Genomic DNA, 18,635 nt, shown 5'->3' with positions numbered 1-18,635 from the left:
TCGGATAGAAGGCGTCTGCCTCCAGGTTTGCACCTCTTCGATCGCCATTGAAAGCATGCAGAACATTTCCGGCGAACCCTCGCGTGACCGATAGCGCGAGGATGGACGTGTCCGGAGTCGCGTTCCATATAAGGGATGACCGCGAACCAAGAGGTGGTTGATGAGCGTGAGGAAGATCGCCTACCTGGCGCCTCTCTACTTCGACGAACAATGTTACTTGGGAGGCGGCGAACGGTATCCTCTGAACCTGGCGAAGGGGGTCGTCGAGAGCTCATCGGGAAACTATGAGGTCGAGTTGGTCTCGTTCGGGCCGACCTCGTTCCGAAGGGAGATCGCACCCGGCGTCTCGCTGCGGGTCCTGACGGCGGCCGGAAAGCCGACGCACCCGCTGGACATGGTCTCCTGGGAACTTCCCGAGGCCCTGGCCGACGCCGACCTGGTTCACATGCACCAGGCCTACACGCGTTGTTCCGAGTTGGGCCTGCTTGTCGCCAAGCAGCTCCGCAAGCCGATCTGCGTCACCGACCACGGCGGAACATCCAGTCCGTTCGTCCAGCATCTGGGGATCCTCGACCTGGCCGACCTGATCATCGCTCAGTCAGACTTCGCCGCATCCTTCTTTCAAACCTCAACCCCGATCGAAATTATCAAAGGCGGGGTTGATGCGGAACGCTTCACGCCCTCCTCAAAACCAGTCAAACGCGACCGCGTCCTCTTCGTCGGCAGGCTCTTGCCCCATAAGGGGATCGACCAGCTCATCGCGGCCATACCTCCCGAGCTTCCCTTGACCGTCTGCGGGCGGCCCTACGACGATGGGTTCTTCCTTCGCCTCCAGGAAGCGGCCGTCGGGAAGCGTGTCGAGTTCATCACGGATGCCGATGATGAGCGAATCCTCGAGCTCTATCGCAAGGCCTGGGTCAATATCCTCCCCTCGGTCTATGTCGATTGCTACGGCAACATGCATCGCGCCCCTGAGCTGATGGGGTTCACGATTCTCGAGGCGATGGCCTGCGGGACTCCGGCGATCAGCTCGCGAGTCGCGGCCATGCCCGAGTTCATTCGCGAAGGCGAAACCGGCTTCGTCTTCGACAACCCCGACGAGCTCGCCACACAACTGCGGCGGCTTGCCACCGATCCCGGGCTCGTCGAGACAATGGGACGGCAGGCCCGTCTCGTCGTCGAGCAAGAGTACGACTACCGAGTCGCCGGCGCCCGGTTGGTCGATGTCTATGAACCCTTGATCGCCCGCGCGTGGGAGGTGGCGGCGTGAAGATTCTGGTGATCAGCAACCTCTATCCTCCCGACGCCCTGGGCGGCTACGAGATGGGCTGTCGACAGGTCGTCGAGAACTTGCGGGCCCGTGGCCATGAAGTTCGCGTCCTGACCACCGCTCCCCGAACACCGGTCGCCAGCCCTCCCCACGTGCGCCGGACGCTCCGGCTGACCGACATGTGGGTTGATTACCATATGTCTCGCTGTGCGACAGTGACCCAGCTCCTCGACGAATCCGAGTCGCATCGGATCAACGCATTCAACGTTCACGCCCTGCTCGGCGAGCTCGACGACTTCGAGCCCGACGTCGCCTACGTCTGGATGCTGACCGGAATCGGCGGGCTCGGCCTGATGGCCACACTCCACCATCTGCGGGTGCCCTGGGTCTGGCACCTGATGGACGACGTCCCCGCCACGCTCTGTCAGCTCGACAATCAGGTCATCCCGGCCTTGGCCCGCGAGATCGAACGACAGTTGCGCGGGCATACGATCGCATGCAGCCAGCAACTGGTCGACGAAATCGAGCGTCGGGGGGTTCGGCTCCAGGGTGAAGTCGAGATCGTACCCAACTGGGTCGCCGGTCCCGTGCCGCCGCTCCGCTCCGAGTTCTATCAGGGCGATCGCCCCCTGCGGATCGTCGCCTCAGCCGCTCATATCGACCGATGTTACGACAAGGGGATGGACCTTCTCATCAAGGCCGCCGCGACCTTGCGCGACCAGGGTCGTGACAATTTCTCGCTCGACATCTTCGGTCAGGTCAACGACAGCTTTTACGGCGACCTGATCAAGTCAAACCACCTCAGCGGGCTCGTGACCCTGCGGGGCAGCCTGAAACAGGCCGACCTGATCGCGGCCTATCAAGACTACGACGTCTTCGCCTTCCCCGCGCGGCTTCGCGAACCCTGCGCTTTCGCTCCACTCGAGGCCGCCCCGAGTGGCTGCGTCACGGTCATGTCGATCCTCAGCGGCAACAGCGAGTGGCTTGTCCACGGCGTCCACTGCCTCAAGGTCCCGCGAACCAGCGAAGGGTTTGCCCACATGTTCGGCGAGATCCTCGACGGTCGGGTCGACCTCGAACCGATCGGCCGCCGAGGCGCCCTGGCGGTCCGCCGTGATTTCCACCTGGACAAGCTCTTGCCCAAGATCGAACGGATCCTCACCAGGGCCGCCCGGCAATCTCGAGATGGAGCAGGGACCAGCGACGAAGTCTACCGACTCGCCCTGCTCGCCGAAAAATTGACCAGCGTGCTCATCCAGGAACCTTATTGCGCGTAACCAACTGCAACGTGATCTCATTCCCCCTCTAGCGTCTCCACGTTGAACACGGACGGTTTGACGAGGACATGCGAATTTCAGGCGACCGCCCAGGCCGGTTCGGCGTTGCCCACTTGACTCCAAGGAAGGAGTAATTCCATGCAAGATTTTGCATTCTATAATGCAGGTTCTCACGACTTGAAGGGACCGCGTGGCCTTCTGGTCATGGTCCGTCGCCTGATGCGCCGGGTCCTCCGCCCGATCTTCCTCCGCCAGGTTGAAATCTTCCAGTACCTCGCCGATCGGCTGGACAACCACGAGAACCGAGTCTTCGCGCTCCGGATCGACGCGGACGCGATGAAGCGGCAGCACCAAGCGTTGGCGCAGGAGTTGGGCCAGCAGAACGAAGCGCTGGCGCACCGTCAGGACCTGCTGAGCGGACGCCAGGACGAGTTGGCAGACCAGATCCAGACGACCATGGCCTTCGGCTGGGACTACGTTGCCATGGTCCGCCGGCTGGCCACTCTCGAAGACCAGCTCGCGTTACTGACGGGTTCGACTGCCAACTCCTCGGACGATGGGGATGCCCACCCCTCGATCCTCTTCCCCGGCCTGGAGAAGGGGATGCGAAAGCCCGCCCAGGATGATGACGAACAAGGCATCCGCTCGAAAGTCTGCTAATCGGATGACCGGGCGGCACGGCCTCAAACCTGGATGCGCGTCAGCCGTGCCAGGTGGGCGCAAAACGTCGGTCGCGAGAGATCAAAGCTCAAAAACTCATTCAGCCGTTGCACGTTGATTCGCCCTTTTGCGGATAACGAGGGTAGGGGGTGACTGAAGTCGAGTCGCCCACAACCCTTGAGAATGCAGCGGATGGAGGAGGTTTGATCCCATGCGTATCACAACGTTGGCGGCTCGGTTGTTCGGCCTTGCGGCGATTGCAATTGCGGTCGGTGGCCTGGCACCCAGCGAGGCTCAGGCGCAAGCGTTTCACCAAGGCAATCATGGTAGAGGTCACGTCGTAGTCCACCACGGTGGACACTACCGACCGTGGTACGGGCACGGCGGGGGATACCGCTGGCCAGGGTATGGTGGTGGCTTTTATCGTGGGGGGTACGGCGGGGGATACCGTTGGCCAGGCTACGGTGGAGGCTTTGGCGGCGGTCACGGTGGGGGGCACCACCGGCCAGGTCACGGCGTGGGTCGTCCTTTGTGAGCTTTCGACAACCTGCCGCTACGAACTCTCCCAGGCTATCGACTCATGGAAACACAAACACAAATCGGCCCCGGACAGGCTGTCCGGGGCCGATCGCATTGAAAAAGTCGCCCGGCTGGAGTCGATCCGGCTCGAGGGCATATCCCGATTCCATCACCCCAACAAAAAAAGCAGAGACCTCTCACCACATGAGGGGAGAGGTCTCTTGGTAGGAAAGCGAGCGGAATCAACGACGGAACGAGGCTAATCTCACCTGCCAGATCAAGGCTTGTCCATCAGCTCCTTGGCAAGATCGTCCGCGTGATAGACCGATTTCAAGGCCTCGTAGATGGCCCGTGAGTCGACCGAGATCGCCCTGGCGGACCGATCGTCAAAGGCGAAGTCGAGCACGAGCGAGTCGACATTCCCATCAAAGATGAGGCCGACGACCTCGTTGTCGCGGTTGACGACGGGGCTCCCCGAATTGCCGCCGATGATGTCGGCCGTCGACACGAAGTTCATCGCGGTTTCGAGGTTCAATCGTCCCTCTTTCTTGGCCTGATGCCAGCTCAGCGGAAGCACATAAGGCGGGGTATTGCCGTGGGCGTCCGCGTGCTGGAAAGCGCCGCCGATGGTGGTGTAGGGGGGGATGACCTTACCGCCGGCTTCGTAGCCCTTCACCGTGCCGAAGGCGAGTCGTAGGGTGAACGTGGCGTCGGGATAGACCGAGTCTCCCTGGGCCTCGAACGTCGCCTTGGCGATCCCTGCGTACTGGGCGGAGAGGACGGCCTCGACTTCATCCTCGTACTGAGTGCGGAGCGTGCGAGCGTCGGCGTCGACCGCCAAGGCGAGTTTGATCATCGGGTCGTCGACCTCGAGCAAGGCCTTCAAGCCGCCCTTGGCGAGGTCGCGACGGACCGAGACGTCGGTGAGCTTGGTGCCCTGGACGAAGTCCTTGGCCACCTCCTCGGGGGTCCGCCCATGAAGGACGCGGGCGACCAACGGATCGATGTCCCCCATCCACTTCTTCCAGAATGCCAAGGAGTGAGCCAGCTTGGCTTCCTCGAACTCAGGGTAGATGGGAGCGTCGGAAAAAAGAGCGAGTTGAAGCGACTCGATCGCGGACTCTCGGAATTCTCGGAGCCGGTCGGCGTTCGGCTTCTCCTGTTCTTGAGCGAGACGAACCAGGGTCCGCGCGATATGAAAGAGGGACGAGTCGAACGCAAAGCCACGCTCGAGGAAGTTGTACCGCTTGGCGATCTTGGTCGAGACCTGGTGCGCGGTCGCAATCTTGTCCCAGGCCGATCCATAGGCCACCTGGGCCGCGTGGTCGGCCTTGATCCGCTCGCGGAGCGCGTTCTCCGCCTCGCGTTTGCGGGCCATGAGCGCCTCGTCCTTCAAACCCTTCAGACCCCCTGCTCGCGCTTTCCGGGAATTCTGGTAGCCGAAGAGCTCGTCCATCGCCTGCCTGGCCTGCTCGGGTCCCTTCTTACCGTACTCCTGCAAAAAGGCCTCACGATCGTGGAGGATCTCGAGTGAGAACGGGAACGAGACGTCCCTGAGATATTCCAGATGGGCGACCGTGTTCAACCGGCTGGTCTTACCGGGATGTCCAGCCACGAAGATGAGGTCGCCGTCCTTGCTTCCCGCGGCGCTCCAGTTCAGGTAATGCTTGGGCTGCGCCGGCTTGTCATTCTCGTAGGCACGGAAGAAGCAGACGTCGAGGTCGTACCGGGGGAACTCGAAGTTATCCGGATCGCCGCCGAAGAAGGCGATGTCGAACTCGGGGGCGAAGACGAGCCTAACATCGGTGTACTTCTTGTACGTATAAAGCGCATACTTCCCTCCTTGGTAAAGGGTGACGACGTCGCTCCGGAGGCCCGACTTGTCGAGCGACTCCTTCTCGATCGTCGCCATCGCCTTGCGCTTGGCGGTCCCTGCTTCCGAATCGCCCATGCCAGGCTTGACCGCAGCCAGGACACGGTCGGTCACGTCCTGGATATCGACCAGGACGTTGAGTTCGAGGTCAGGGGCCTTGATCTCGTCGGCCCGCGTCTTGGCCAGGAAACCCTCCTTGTGATAGTTCTTGCCGGCCGTGCTGATCTTCTGAAGCATGTCCGCGCCAACGTGATGGTTGGTCATCACCAGGCCGTCGGCCGAGACGAAAGAACCTGAGCCCCCGCTATTGAACCGTACGGCCGAAGAGCGGAGACGTTCGACCCAACCGGGAGTCGGCTCGAAGTTATACCGTTGCTTCAACGCCTTCAGCGGCAGGTTGTCGAAGACCCACATCCCTTCGTCAGCGAACACAGCCCCTCCCATACTCAGGACAGAGATAACGGACAAAGCCAAGATCCGTTGGCGCGCACTCATAGAGTCATATCCTCGGTGATGAGTTACCAAGAACGGTGCAAAGAGCCGGTCGCTCAGAGATCCTCTTCACGGCCCTTGATGCCTTCAGCGACAGCAGGGGACTCGGTGCTGCGGAGCAACGCACCGATCCCGACAAGAAAGAGCACGGTCGTCATCAATCCGAACGCAACGATCGAGGGCCAGGGACTGTTCTGCCACGAGGCGGGCAGGCGAGTCGAAATATCCAGCAGCTTCGAGGCGTGGGGAATGATGGCCAGCGTCGCGATCAGGATTCCCGCAATGGCCCCCCCCGCGATGTACCCGCTCGCGAGCAGAACCGCCGGGCTCGAGTCCGACTCTTCGGCCGGGGTCTTCTTGATCCCATCGACGGCCGCACGGACGATGCCACCGATGAAGATCGGCACCGAGGTCGACAAGGGGAGATAGACCCCGACGGCGAACGCCAGGGCCGGAACGCCGGCCAAGTGCATCACGATCGCGATGAAGACACCGATCAGGACCAGGTCCCATGGCAGCTTCTGAGTCATGATACCATCAATAATCAACGCCATCAGGGTCGCCTTCGGCGCATCGTACTTGATGACCTTCGTCCCATCGTCGCGCGTATCCACCCGGCCGTTGATGGCGGGATCGATCAGGAAACGCGCCTGCCCCTGGTCGTCCACCAGGTATTTTCCAGGCTGAGCACCCGGGATCGGGTTAACAACCCGCCAGACATGGTACGACTTGCCGTCGTGAGTGATCGTCTCGGTCAGCGTGCCCACCTCGGCCTTAGCCTTCGGCAAATACTCAGCACGGCCCGTGACGACCGTACTCGCGTCATTGAGCAAGAGCAGGGTGAACCCGATCACGACCGCCGAGGTCAAGGCCCCCACCAAGATCGAGATCTGCTGCGACCGGGGGGTGGCTCCGACGAGGAAGCCGGTCTTGAGATCCTGCGACGTCGTCCCGCCATTCGAGGCCGCAATGCAGACGATACCAGCAATGGAGAGAGCCGCGAGCCGATAGGAAGGCCCCACCCAACCCATCAGGACGAAGATCAGGCAGGTGAGCAGCAAGGTCGCCACGGTCATCCCCGAGATTGGATTCGAGGACGACCCGATCTCACCGGTCAGCCGGGACGAGACCGTGACGAACAGAAAGCCGAAAAGGACGACCATCGCCGCGCCTGCGAGCCGACCCGCCAGATCGGTCGGCATCAGGTCGGTCGCGGCAATCGCGGCCACGAGCCCGATCGCGCCGAGCCCGACCATCCAGAGCGGAAGGTCACGGTCGGTCCTGTTCGATGCCTCAGAGTTCCCGCCCCGTTTGGAGAGGCGGATGTCGCGCATGCCGGAACCGATCGACGAGACGATGAGCGGCAGGGCCTGGAACAGGCTAATGATTCCACCGGTGGCCACGGCCCCCGCGCCGATGTAGAGGATGTAGGCGTCGCGGATGTCCTTGGGGCTCATCTCGGAAATCAGCTTGGTGCCCGGGAAGATCGCCGTCGTCGCGGCCCCACCAAAGAAGGCGATCGCAGGCGTCAGCACCAGGGCGGCCAGCATTCCGCCGGCCACCATCACGCACGAGATTTTGAACCCGATGATGTAGCCGACCCCCATCAGCACGGGGGACGACTCGAGCGAGACGACCGCCCCTTTGAACCCCTTGATCGCCTTGGCGGGATATTCCTGCCAGAGTCGTAGGGACTGCATCAAGACCTGATAGACGAAGGCAAGGCCGAAACCGACGAACACCGTCTTGGCGCTGGAGCCCCCTTGCTCGCCGACGATCAGAACCTTGGCGCAGGCGGTCCCTTCGGGATAGCTCAGCGACCCATGCTGTTTGACGATGAACGCGCGGCGGAGCGGGATCATCATCAGGATCCCGAGCAAGCCGCCGAGCGCGGCCACGAGCATGACTCGAACGAGTTCCATGTCGTAGCCGAGGATCATCAAGGCCGGCATCGTCACGCCGACGCCGAACGCGATCGACTCCCCGGCCGAGCCCGCCGTCTGGACGATGTTGTTCTCGAGGATCGTGGCGGGCCGCGTCCCGAGGATCTTGGAGAAAGCGCGGAAGACCGTGATCGAGAGGACGGCGACCGGAATCGACGCCGACACGGTCATCCCGACTCGGAGCACGAGATAAAGTGACGAGGCCCCGAAGACGATTCCCAGGATCGCGCCGAGCAGAACGGCTGACCAGGTCAGCTCGGGCATCTCGATATTGGCGGGGACGTAGGGCCTGTGGACGGGGCCGGCCGAACCGAGCCCCTCGCTCGGGGTCTCGGCCGGAGGGGGTGTTTGGACCGACATTTCATCTCCCTCGAAGAACGAAGCACGCGCCTCCCGGGCTGCGACGTCTCCACCTTACACGTCGAGCGAGACACCGAAAAGGGGCTACGGAGGGAGTCGCGCCCCCAATCGAGCTGGTCAGCCAACCGTCTCGGACATGGCCGAGGGACGCCGGCCCGGCGTGCGGTTCTGCTGGATTTCAGAGAGCCGGTTGACGATTTGGCGAAGGACTTCGAGCGGGGCCAGGCTCGCATCCACCTCGTAGACCGTTTCCGGAGGATAGAAGCTCAGGGTCTTGAACGTCTCCTCATAATAGGTGTTAAGCCGCCGCTTGATGACCTCCTCGTTCATGTCGTCGAGTCGATTCTCGCGCAATGCCCGCGCCTTGAGTCGCTCGCTCGCTTTGACCGTATCGTTGATCACGAGGTGGAAGATCTGGACCACGTCCAGGATGTGGTCGAGCCGCTCGGCCTGAAGGTAGTTCCGAGGAAGACCATCGAGGATCAGGGTGTGCTGGTCGGGCAGAAGCAACTCCTGCATCTCGAGGATCTGGACGTGTCGCTCCCAGATTTTGACGGTCAAGTCGTCGGGGACGAGCGCTCCGGTCGACGTGAAGCGGGCGATCTGCTGACCGTACTGGCCGTACTTCGGGATCTTGCGAAACACATCCCCCATCGAGACATGCACAAGGTCGGGCAACTGGCCGAGCACGGCCCCTTGAGTCCCTTTACCGCTACCGGGCATTCCGAACAGCAGAATCGTCCGATACTTGTGGGAGTCGGCCATCGCAAGTCCTCGACAAGACGTTATGAGGGATGGATCACCTGGAGCAGCGGCAACCATCATGGGGGGGGGCGTTCCGCTCGACAACCCGAACCGTAGAGAATTCCACGACTTACCCACTCCCTCCATAATCCGAACTATTGCCCCACGGAGCAAGCCGTTGCAAGAAACCCGTGTCCTTCTTCTCCGCCACGCCGAAACCTCGTCCCCCGATTGCTTCCACGGCGCCGAGTCCGACATTGACTTGGGCGACCGCGGACGCAGCCAGGCCGCGACCGTGGCCGTCCGGCTCGCTGCGTTCCGACCCGACGCCGTCTATTCCTCGGGGATGCTCCGCGCCCGCGAGACCGCCACGCCCATCGCAGGCGCCTGCCAACTCGTGCCCCAAGTGATCGAAACACTTCACGAACGGCGAATGGGTCCCCTCAGCGGGCAGCCCAAGGCCGAAGGCTGGTCGACCTATCAGCAAGCAATGACGCATTGGATGGCCGGCGACCTCGACTACACCCACGAAGGGGGAGAGTCATTCGCGGACATCGCAGCGCGAACGGTTCCCCCATTCCAAGCGCTGGCGGATCGGCATCGCGGTGAGACGATCGTCGTCGTGGCCCACGGCGTGGTGATCCGAGTCTTGCTTTGCAGCCTGGTGGAGGACCTGAGCCAGGCCGATTTTGCGGACGTCCCCATCGAGTTTGTCGGGGTGAACGACCTGCGATGGAATGGAACACGCTGGTCCGCCGTCGGATTCGAGCGGAACGGCTCTCCATCACAGAATCAGGGCGGGAGCAGCGAGCCGCTCAAAACCTGAGCCAGATGGAAAAGGACCAGGCGCCGTCGCTCAGGCAAGGAGACTGTGGACGACTTGCGCCTTGGTCACTTCGGCATCGGTCAGGCTGTCGTCGCGGCCGTCGTGAGGGAACGTGAGACGGCGATGATCGAGCCCGAGCGAGTGGAGCAGGGTGGCCTGGAGATCGTGAACCGTGACGATGTTCTCGACCGACTTGTAGCCGAACTCGTCGGTGGCCCCATGACAGTAACCCTGTCTGAACCCGCCTCCGGCCAGCCAGAGCGAGAATGCATGCCGGTTGTGGTCGCGGCCGTCGGTCCCTTGGGAGATGGGAAGGCGGCCGAACTCACCGGTCCAGAGCACGATCGTCGAGTCGAGTAAGCCCCGCCGCTTCAAGTCCATCACGAGCGCAGCGCTCGGTTGATCGGTCCGGCGGCAAAGTCCCTTAAGCGTCTCGGCGTTCTTGCTGTGCGTGTCCCAAGGTTGCCCACTGAGAAAGAGTTGGACGAACCGAACCCCGCGCTCGACCAACCGCCGGGCCAGCAGACAGCGCGTGCCGTACTCCCGGGTCTCCTCGCGATCCAGACCATAGAGACGCTTGGTCTCCTCGGTCTCATCCGAAAGGTCGAGCACGTCCGGGACGGCGGTCTGCATCCGCGCGGCGGTCTCGAAGTTCGCAATTCGTGCGTCGAGCTCGGAACGGCCAGGATGCCTCCGTAAGTGGATTCGATTCAACTCGTCAATGAACCCGAGCTGGCCCGTCCGCGCAGCCTGCGTCACCCCGTCGGGCGTCGCCAGGTTCGGCACCGGCGCGGCCCCCGAACGAAAAGGGGTGCCCTGGTAGACCGCCGGCAGCCAGCCTGAGGTCCAGTTCCGCACGCCGTCGACCGGCAGCCCTCCCGGGTCACTCAAAACCACATAGGCGGGCATCTCGCGGTTCTCCGACCCGAGCCCGTAGATCACCCACGAGCCCAACGTCGGCCGCCCGGCCTGGAACTTGCCCGAGTGGATCAGTCGCAGGGCCGACTCGTGATCGACCGACTCCGTCGACATCGAACGCACGAGGGTCATCTCATCGACGATCCGGGCCGTGTGCGGGAGCAGTTCGGAGAGTTCGAGGCCCGACTCGCCGCGAGGCCGGAACGAGAAGGGCGAGGCAAGCAGGTTCCCTTGCTGCTTGTCGAAGTGAACTTCGAGTTGTCCCGGGTATGGCTTCCGATCCCAGCGCGTCAGCTCCGGCTTCGGATCGAACAGATCCATCTGGCTCGGACCACCGTGCTGGAATAGGCAGATGACCGATTTCGCGCGCGGCGGCCTTGCGCCTACCACGGACTCGGCGCGGAGTGTCCGGTCGTCCATCGCCAACAGATCCGCCAGCGCCAACGAACCCAGGGTTCCGGCGGATCGGCACAGGAAGGCGCGCCGGTTGAGGCGAAAGTCGTCGCGTTCGATGGCCCCCATCGCCATTCCCCCCACGGCCTGAGTTTCGATCATTCCACGTATAAAAAGGCATTGCTCGCCAGGAGCGCCTGGCAAAAGTCGGCCCAGGAGCGCTCGACTGCGTCGGCCTGACCTTGGTATCGCGCCGGCTGAGCGTCGAGGAACCGCTTCGCCGCAGCCAACTCGTCCTCAGTCGGCGCTCGACCGACCGCCACGAGGAAGGCATGAGCAACCTTGCCGGCGGCGCTCGGACCGGCCTCACGCTCCAGTCGCTGGGCCATGACACGGGCGCGGGCGAGCACGAAGTCGGAATTGAGCAGGCTCAACGACTGCAATGGGATGGTCGTCGCATTGCGTCGGGTGCAGTTAATGACGATCGATGGAGCATCGAAATCCTCGAGCACACCGACCACATGCGTGCGCCTCTGCTGAAGGTAGACCGACCGTCGATGTGCGCCGTTCACTGACTCCTCGACCGCGACTGTGCCGTTTCCCTTACGCTCAGCCGGAACGTATGGGCCGCCCATCCGCCCGTCGAGCTCGCCCGAAGCAGCAAGCATCGCGTCGCGGATTGCCTCAGCATCAAGCCGCCGCATCGGATACCGCCAGAGCAAACCGTTGCCGGGGTCCCGTACTTCGCCAGGCTCGGTCGCTTTGCTCGTTTGGCGGTAGGCTCTCGAGTTCACGATCAGCCGGTTCAGTACCTTGGCACTCCAGCCGCTCTCCACCAGCGTTCTGGACAGTTCCTCCAGGAGTGGCGCGTGCAACGGAGGCGCACCCGAGTAGCCGAGGTTCTCAGGAGTCGCGACCAAGCCCACGCCGAAATGATACTGCCAAATCCGATTGACCGTAACGCGTGCCAGCAGCGCCGAGGCCCGAGAGCCAGGCCGCGTGATCCAGTTCGCCAGCGCCAGCCGGGCCCCCGTAGAGGGCAACCCCGCAGTTGGGGACCCCACCCTGAAAGGGTTGTCGGGATCGGCCAGTACCGCCGGAATGCCAGGCTCGACCACCGGTCCGCGAGCGGAGTAGTTCCCTCGAAGCAGCAGGTGAACCTCAGGAGGGGTCGCCTCGAGGTCGTGAACCCAGGCGATCTTCCCTGGCCGGGCAGTCCGCTTCGACTCGATCGCCTTGAGCCTGTCCGTGTATCCCTTTTGCTCCGCGTTGCGGATCTGAGCGTCGGAATCCTCAGCAGGTTTCTCACCCGCCTCAATGAGCAAGTGATCCACCACGAAACTGCGGTTACAGCAATACTCGAAGCCGAATCCTCCGTCGGGCAGATCGGCCGCGGTCAGCGTCACCGCCGGCCCTTCGGGCTGCCAGTCAACCACATGTTCGAGGCGGTATTTATTTTCCCCTTCATTCGTAATCCGCACGCCATAGCGATGCCCTGACTCGTAGCCGGTTCCGCCGATCTTGCCGGCTGCGCGTGAGTCCGCTCCCGGGTAGTCGACATGGACCTCTGCCCCTCCGGACGGGTTGCCGTCGATCAGGACATTGCCTCCCCCGGCCTTTTTCTTGTCCTCATAGTCCGCAAGTGCCAGGTAAAACCCCACTCGCTCGGCCGGAACGCCGTCGACGTTGAGCTTTCGGTCCACCAGGTCGAACGTCACCTGGATCCACCCGCCCTTGTTGTCGGGAGTCCAGTCGAACGCCTGCTTCGTTGAAAGGAACCGATTGCCCCCGGTCCCTGACTCGATAATTCTCAAAACGCCGTCTTGGATCAGGGCACCGGGAGCCACCTCGGAGTCGAGGTTGACCGGGGGAGAACCGAAGGGCGTGGCATCCGCCGGCGCCTTCGAGCTCCAGGCCAGCGAGAGTCGGCCGGGCTCGGCGTCGAAGTTGTCCTGGAACCGCACGGCCCCCTTGCTCCGGTTCCGCTCGGACCAGACCCGAAACTCCGATTTCAAGGATGCGATCTGCCCTTCGAGCGCCTTCGTCCGCGCTGTCCATTCCTCAAGCTCGGCGGAGAGCGGCGCGTCCACGACACGCTCGTTCGGTTTGACCCAATGGTCGACCGGAAACGCCGGGTAGAGGATCGCCTGGAGTTGATAATAGTCCTTCTGCGTGATGGGCTCGAACTTGTGATCGTGACAGCGGGCACACTGGAAGGTCATGCCAAAAAGCGACGAGCCAATGATCTCGATCGCCCCTTCGAGTACCGCATAGCGGTCGGCGCGAAGCTCGTCGGGATTCCCATCGCTCTCGCCGGTTCCATCCTGCGAGTTCCGCAAAAAGTGCCCGGCTACAAGCTGATCCACCACTTCGGGCGTCACCTGATCGCCCGGCCGATAACCGGAAAGTTCGTCACCGGCCAGTTGCTCGCGGACGAACTGATCGAGCGGCTTGTCCTGGTTCCAGGAGCGGATCACATAGTCGCGATAGCGGTAAGCGAGAGGACGGTCGCTGTCAGCCGCGAAATAGCCATTGGAGTCGGCGTACCCAGCGGCGTCGAGCCAGTACTTGCCCCAGCGCTCGCCATACCGCGGCGAGGCGAGATAGCGTTCGACCATTCGCCCGTAAGCGTCGGGGCTACTGTCGGACAGGAAGGCAGCAACCTCTGCGGGCGTCGGTGGAACACCGGTCAGGTCGAAGCTCACACGACGCGCGAGGGTCTGCCGATCGGCTTCGAGTCCCAGACTCAGCCCCTCAGCCTCGAGTCCCGGAAGAAGGAGGCGGTCGATCGGGTTTGCGGCAAGCGGACCGACACGAACCTCGGGCAGAGTCGGCGAACGGAGAGGGGCGAACGCCCAGTGGTCGGCAGCCTCCGGTGCTCCCGAGACGAGCTTGGGGAGTCCAGGCACCCCAGCTTCGATCCAGCGCTGAAGGATTTGCTTCTCATCCTCGGTCAGCGGTTCGTCGGGCGGCATCTCGTCATCGGCGATTCGCTTCCAGATCAGGCTTTCCTCAAGCCGCCCCGCAACGAGGAGCTCTCCGTTCTTCCCACCCCGGGCAAACCCATTCGGTGACGCCAAGCTCAGCTTCGCCTCCCGCTTGGCCGGCCCGTGGCACTTGACGCACCGGACCTTCAGCAGAGGCATCACCTGCCGATCGAACGAGGGCTTCGAGGGCACGTCATCGGCCAACGCCATCGTGTGAAAGAAAACCACAACGACCAAACGGCTCAGGATCATTCCTCGAGTCATCAGCCCCTCATGGCCATCCAAACCGAATCGCGGAAATCCACGGCAAGCGCCCGACACGCTATGAACTCGCTGTTCCCGCCCTATTTCCAATAGGCATCGAGACTGAACCGGACCGTAGGGGTTACTTCAGCAAACCGAAGGCTCGCAGACGGCCAACGGCAGCATCGAAGTCATCGGGGATCGGGGATCGGGGCGAGTTCGCCCCCCGGCCGCAAGGGCAATGGCCACCGCAAAGGCCGGGATGAGCCACACCTTGTTCTGATCATGCTCGGTGTGGCACATCGCTTTCTTCTCCCACCGTTGGTACGACGGAGCGCCCCGGATCACATGGTGGCAGGATAGACCGATTCCAATTACCTTATGCTACTTGCAATCATCCGTGGTTTGAACAGTCCTGTCATTTTTATTACCAACTACCGTCTCCATGATTCACCGGACGGTTAGCCCCGATGGGAAAGCCAAGGCTTTGATCTTACTCAAAAAGACGGTCGAGGTTCCGGTCGAAGGGGGGACGTTCAACTCTGTCACTGAGCGCAGCGTTCCCGAGTAGAAGCCCAAGGCGGAAAAGAGGGGCAGGGATCGCACGCGCGGAGGAGGTGTACGAAGTCGCGGTCAGAGGTTGATCTGACGGGTGAGGCGATCTCTCCTGCCCGCTCCAGAAATGACATCATGCCGATGTCAATCCTTCTCGCTGGTCGGTCCATGGGCATTTAGACAGAGTGAGCTGACACTTCACCGCCATTCTTGAGCGCTTCCCACTCGTCCCAGGAGTAGAGGACCTCACGCGCGGAGCCGCTCTTGAATTCGCCAACGATGCCGTCTTCGGCCATGAAGTCGATCAAGCGGGCGGCGCGGCCGTAGCCGATGCCGAGGGCGCGCTGGAGCAGCGAACAAGAACCGCGGCCCTCGCGAATGATGATCTCGATGGCCGGTTCGTAAAGCTCGTCCCGCTCCTTCAGGGCCGCGCCTCGCTCTTTACCGCCGGGGCCGCCGCTGACCTGCATCTGTACGAGTTCGCGACTGAACTCGGCCGGGAATTGCTCGAGGTACTGGCAGACCCGATTGACCTCGGCGTCGGAGACGTAGGTCCCCTGAGCCCGGACGATGTGCGACGTGCCGGGGAAGAGGAAGAGCATGTCACCATTGCCGAGCAGCTTGTCAGCGCCCATCTCATCGAGCACGACCCGCGAGTCGCCGCGACTGGCGACCTGGAACGCAATCCGCGCGGGGAGGTTGCCTTTGATCAGACCGGTGATCACATCGACCGTCGGCTTCTGGGTCGCGACGATCAAGTGCATCCCGACCGCACGGGCCTTCTGCGCCAGGCGGACGATATGCGACTCCACCTCCTTGGCCGCCGTCATCATCAGGTCGGCCATCTCGTCGGCGATGATCACGATGTACGGCATGTAGGTGGGAATCCGCGCCATCTCCTCGTCGTCTTCGGGGCGGAGACGTGAGTAGATCTCGTCAGCACCGAGCTGATTGTATGTCTGGATGTTGCGGACCCCCGCCCGGGCCAGGTAGCCGTACCGCTCGTCCATCTTGTCGCAGGCCCACGACAAGAGGGACTCGGCCTTCTTCATGTCGGTGACGACCGGGTGCATCAGGTGCGGGATCTTCTTGAACTGCGAGAGCTCGACCATCTTGGGGTCGATCAGGATCAGCTTGACCTCGTCCGGACGCTTGGTCATCAGGATCGAGAGGATCATCGCATTCAAGCAGACCGATTTTCCGGTGCCGGTTCGACCTGCGATCAACAAGTGAGGCATGTCGGCCAGGTCGAAGGCGAGCGGGGCTCCCTTGACGTCCTTGCCCAGGAAGAGGGGGATCTTGAGCTTGTCGTTCCGGTTATGGATCTCCGTGACGACTTCGCCCAGCTTGACCATCGCCCGGAGCTCGTTCGGCACTTCGATCCCGACGGTCGTCTTGCCCGGAATCGGCGCCACGATCCGGACGCTGGGGACCGCCATCGCGATCGCAAGGTCGTCGGCCAGGCTGATAATCCGTGAAACCCGCAGACCCGCTTCCAGTTCAATCTCGAACTGAGTGATTACCGGGCCGGTATCGATCTGGACGACCCGCACTTTATAACCGAAGTCGAGCAGGGTCCGTTCGACCAGTAAGGCCCGCGCATTGATCTTCGCCTCGTGCTCGTGAACCGGGAACGAGGGAAGCGGTTCCAAAAGCTCGAGCGGAGGGAGTTGGTAACCGCCACCGGTCGGCGCAACCGGAATCGGCGTGGAGGGATTCACGACGGCCGGCTTGGTCACGGCGGGCTGGTTGAGACCGCGCGCCCCCGCGTCGGGAATCAGTTCGTCAGGCGATGGCGAGCGCGTGAGGGCCGGTCGCGAGGCGATCGGTGACAGCCGGGTCGTGGTATCCACCAGCGCAAATTGCCCCGGCATCAGCATCGCCGAGTTGGCGTCAGGAACCGGTTCGGGCTCCTCCACCGGCTTCCGCCTGGCCTTGATCCCGAAGACGCGAATGAGCTCCTGAACCGGCCAGACGAACAAGGGTTCGGCACAGAGCGAGAGACCGACCAGGCCGGCCGCCGCGAGGATCAGGAGCATCCCGAGCAGGCCGAACTGCCCCTCGAAGAAGGCGACCGCCAGCGCACCGAGGTAACCCCCACTCCCCACCAAGGGGCGAGGATTGAGGTCTCTTCCATACTTATGAATGAGCGTCGCCGTGACGGCCGTGAGAAGGGCAAAGCCGGCCAAGGGGCCGGTCTTCTCCGAAACCGAGCGCCGAGTGAACCAGAGGAGGTTGATCGACACCAGCCCGACGACGATCAGAAACGAGGTCCAACCAACCGCCGTGAACATGACGTGAGCCAGGGCAGCTCCGACCGGCCCACAAGGATTGGCGGGGGAGGAGCGGACCGGCTCGGTCGAATGACCGGGCGGGTCGGCCGGGTCGTAGTGGGCCAGGCTCAGCGTCAGAAAGATGATCGCCAGCAGGAAGGCCGACGCCGGGCCGTTGCGCGTCAGTTGCTGTCGATCGAACATGGAGATTCCTCGGCGCGCCTTGAGAAGACTAAGGAGTCCGAGAATGCCCCGCCCCGCGCGCCATTGCACGGTGGTTCAAACCTCGGACCCGTCTACTTCAGATCGGCAACGACGAGCGAACGCTTTCACAATCCCACCCCGGAACATCCGGCGGCGGGCCTGGCGTAACTATTCTGACGGCTGGGTAAGGTCGACCGTGCCGCCCTCTTCGGCCTCCTCGGTCGGCTCGGTGTTCTGAAGGTTGCCCGACATATCCAGGAAGATTTTATCTTGCATGATTTCTTGGATCACGACCGCCATCTTGTCGGCGCCTCGCGCTTCGACCAAGGGACGAGCGCCCTGGTTGAGCGCGATCATCCGCTTCTGGATCAGGGTCGACAATTTGAACCGGCCGCCAACCTTGTTGACGATGTATTCTTCCTTCAGTTCTTCGAGCATCGGGTGATCAACCTCCACAACCATGTTGGACAAGCAGGGCGACCAGGTCGTTGACGGCCTGGTCGAGTTCGCTATTCATCAATTGAAAATCGTAGCGGTGGACTTGATCGAGTTCCCACCGTGCATTGGCCAAGCGGCGCGCGATCGTCTCATCACTGTCTGTGGCCCGATCGCGCAACCGTGATTCAAGGATCGCAAAACTCGGCACATTGATGAAAATGAGCAGGGCCGCAGGAACCTTTTCCTTGACGAGCAGGGCCCCCTGGACATCAATCTCGAGCAGCACGCATTCGCCACGCGCCAGCCGCTCGCGGACCGGTCCGGCGGGCGTGCCGTAAAGATTCCCGTGGACCTCGGCACTCTCAAGGAACTGACCGCGCTCCCGTTGCTCCTCGAACGCCTGGCGGGAAAAGAAAAAGTACTCCCGGCCTTCCTCCTCGCCAGGACGAGGGGCGCGCGTCGTCGCAGAGATCGAGAGCCGAGTCTTCACTTCCGGGCGCCGCAGCGCCAGCCGAACCAGAGTGCTCTTGCCGGAGCCCGAAGCCCCCGAGATGACAATCAACCGGCCAGGCAATTTCTCCCAATCATCCATCTCGGTTTCCGGAAAAGGATCCAATATCAACACACAAGCGACTTCAAAATTGATCTTTCATCCATAAA

The 18,635-nt window shown here is 62.5% G+C and carries 13 protein-coding genes; 5 read left to right on the top strand and 8 right to left on the bottom strand.

Annotated elements, in window-relative coordinates; all coding sequences use genetic code 11:
- Nucleotides 1-160: 160 nt before the first annotated feature.
- The 4 genes from SINAC_RS07365 (at nt 161) to SINAC_RS38640 (ending at nt 3,742) form a co-directional block, all read left to right on the top strand.
- Nucleotides 161-1,270, top strand: a complete 1,110-nt coding sequence (locus tag SINAC_RS07365) for a glycosyltransferase family 4 protein (protein WP_015245055.1) — start codon at nt 161-163, stop codon at nt 1,268-1,270.
- Nucleotides 1,267-2,547 carry a glycosyltransferase family 4 protein gene (locus SINAC_RS07360; RefSeq protein WP_015245054.1) on the top strand — a complete coding sequence of 427 codons (1,281 nt, stop codon included), beginning with the start codon at nt 1,267-1,269 and terminating at the stop codon, nt 2,545-2,547. Before SINAC_RS07365 ends, SINAC_RS07360 begins: the two co-directional genes overlap by 4 nt.
- Before the next feature lie 138 nt (nt 2,548-2,685).
- Nucleotides 2,686-3,207: a hypothetical protein gene (locus SINAC_RS07355; protein ID WP_015245053.1), complete on the top strand. Its 522-nt coding sequence runs from the start codon at nt 2,686-2,688 to the stop codon at nt 3,205-3,207.
- Between the two features lie 211 nt (nt 3,208-3,418).
- Nucleotides 3,419-3,742, top strand: a complete 324-nt coding sequence (locus tag SINAC_RS38640; RefSeq protein WP_015245052.1) for a hypothetical protein — start codon at nt 3,419-3,421, stop codon at nt 3,740-3,742.
- 261 nt (nt 3,743-4,003) lie between these two features.
- On the opposite strand, the gene SINAC_RS07345 is transcribed toward SINAC_RS38640, so the two are convergent.
- The 3 genes from SINAC_RS07345 to SINAC_RS07335 form a co-directional block, all read right to left on the bottom strand.
- Complete coding sequence (locus SINAC_RS07345; RefSeq protein WP_015245051.1) at nt 4,004-6,094, bottom strand: S46 family peptidase; 2,091 nt, start codon at nt 6,092-6,094, stop codon at nt 4,004-4,006.
- Between the two features lie 53 nt (nt 6,095-6,147).
- Nucleotides 6,148-8,394 carry an OPT family oligopeptide transporter gene (locus SINAC_RS07340; RefSeq protein WP_015245050.1) on the bottom strand — a complete coding sequence of 749 codons (2,247 nt, stop codon included), beginning with the start codon at nt 8,392-8,394 and terminating at the stop codon, nt 6,148-6,150.
- A gap of 117 nt (nt 8,395-8,511) precedes the next feature.
- On the bottom strand, nt 8,512-9,159 hold the full coding sequence (locus SINAC_RS07335; RefSeq protein ID WP_015245049.1) for an adenylate kinase family protein: 648 nt from the start codon (nt 9,157-9,159) through the stop codon (nt 8,512-8,514).
- Nucleotides 9,160-9,316: 157 nt separating this feature from the next.
- Here SINAC_RS07335 and SINAC_RS07330 point away from each other — a divergent pair, with 157 nt between their 5' ends.
- A complete protein-coding gene (locus SINAC_RS07330) occupies nt 9,317-9,964 on the top strand; it encodes a histidine phosphatase family protein (protein WP_020465747.1) in 648 nt (215 codons plus the stop codon).
- A gap of 30 nt (nt 9,965-9,994) precedes the next feature.
- On the opposite strand, the gene SINAC_RS07325 is transcribed toward SINAC_RS07330, so the two are convergent.
- The 5 genes from SINAC_RS07325 to gmk all read right to left on the bottom strand — a co-directional run bounded on the left by SINAC_RS07325 (nt 9,995) and on the right by gmk (nt 18,567).
- The gene (locus tag SINAC_RS07325) at nt 9,995-11,404 is read right to left on the bottom strand and encodes a DUF1501 domain-containing protein (protein WP_237722449.1); all 1,410 of its coding nucleotides are present in this window, start codon (nt 11,402-11,404) and stop codon (nt 9,995-9,997) included.
- Between the two features lie 29 nt (nt 11,405-11,433).
- A complete protein-coding gene (locus tag SINAC_RS07320) occupies nt 11,434-14,526 on the bottom strand; it encodes a PSD1 and planctomycete cytochrome C domain-containing protein (protein ID WP_015245046.1) in 3,093 nt (1,030 codons plus the stop codon).
- 710 nt (nt 14,527-15,236) lie between these two features.
- A complete protein-coding gene (locus SINAC_RS07315; RefSeq protein WP_015245044.1) occupies nt 15,237-17,537 on the bottom strand; it encodes a DNA translocase FtsK in 2,301 nt (766 codons plus the stop codon).
- A 168-nt stretch (nt 17,538-17,705) separates the two neighbouring features.
- Nucleotides 17,706-17,975, bottom strand: coding sequence for a DNA-directed RNA polymerase subunit omega (locus SINAC_RS07310; protein ID WP_015245043.1), 270 nt, complete (start codon nt 17,973-17,975; stop codon nt 17,706-17,708).
- A 7-nt stretch (nt 17,976-17,982) separates the two neighbouring features.
- Complete coding sequence (gmk, locus tag SINAC_RS07305; RefSeq protein WP_015245042.1) at nt 17,983-18,567, bottom strand: guanylate kinase; 585 nt, start codon at nt 18,565-18,567, stop codon at nt 17,983-17,985.
- Between the last annotated feature and the right edge of the window lie 68 nt (nt 18,568-18,635).

The organism is Singulisphaera acidiphila DSM 18658 (assembly GCF_000242455.2).
GTDB classification, from domain to species: domain Bacteria; phylum Planctomycetota; class Planctomycetia; order Isosphaerales; family Isosphaeraceae; genus Singulisphaera; species Singulisphaera acidiphila.
This window is presented reverse-complemented; position numbering and strand designations above follow the sequence as displayed.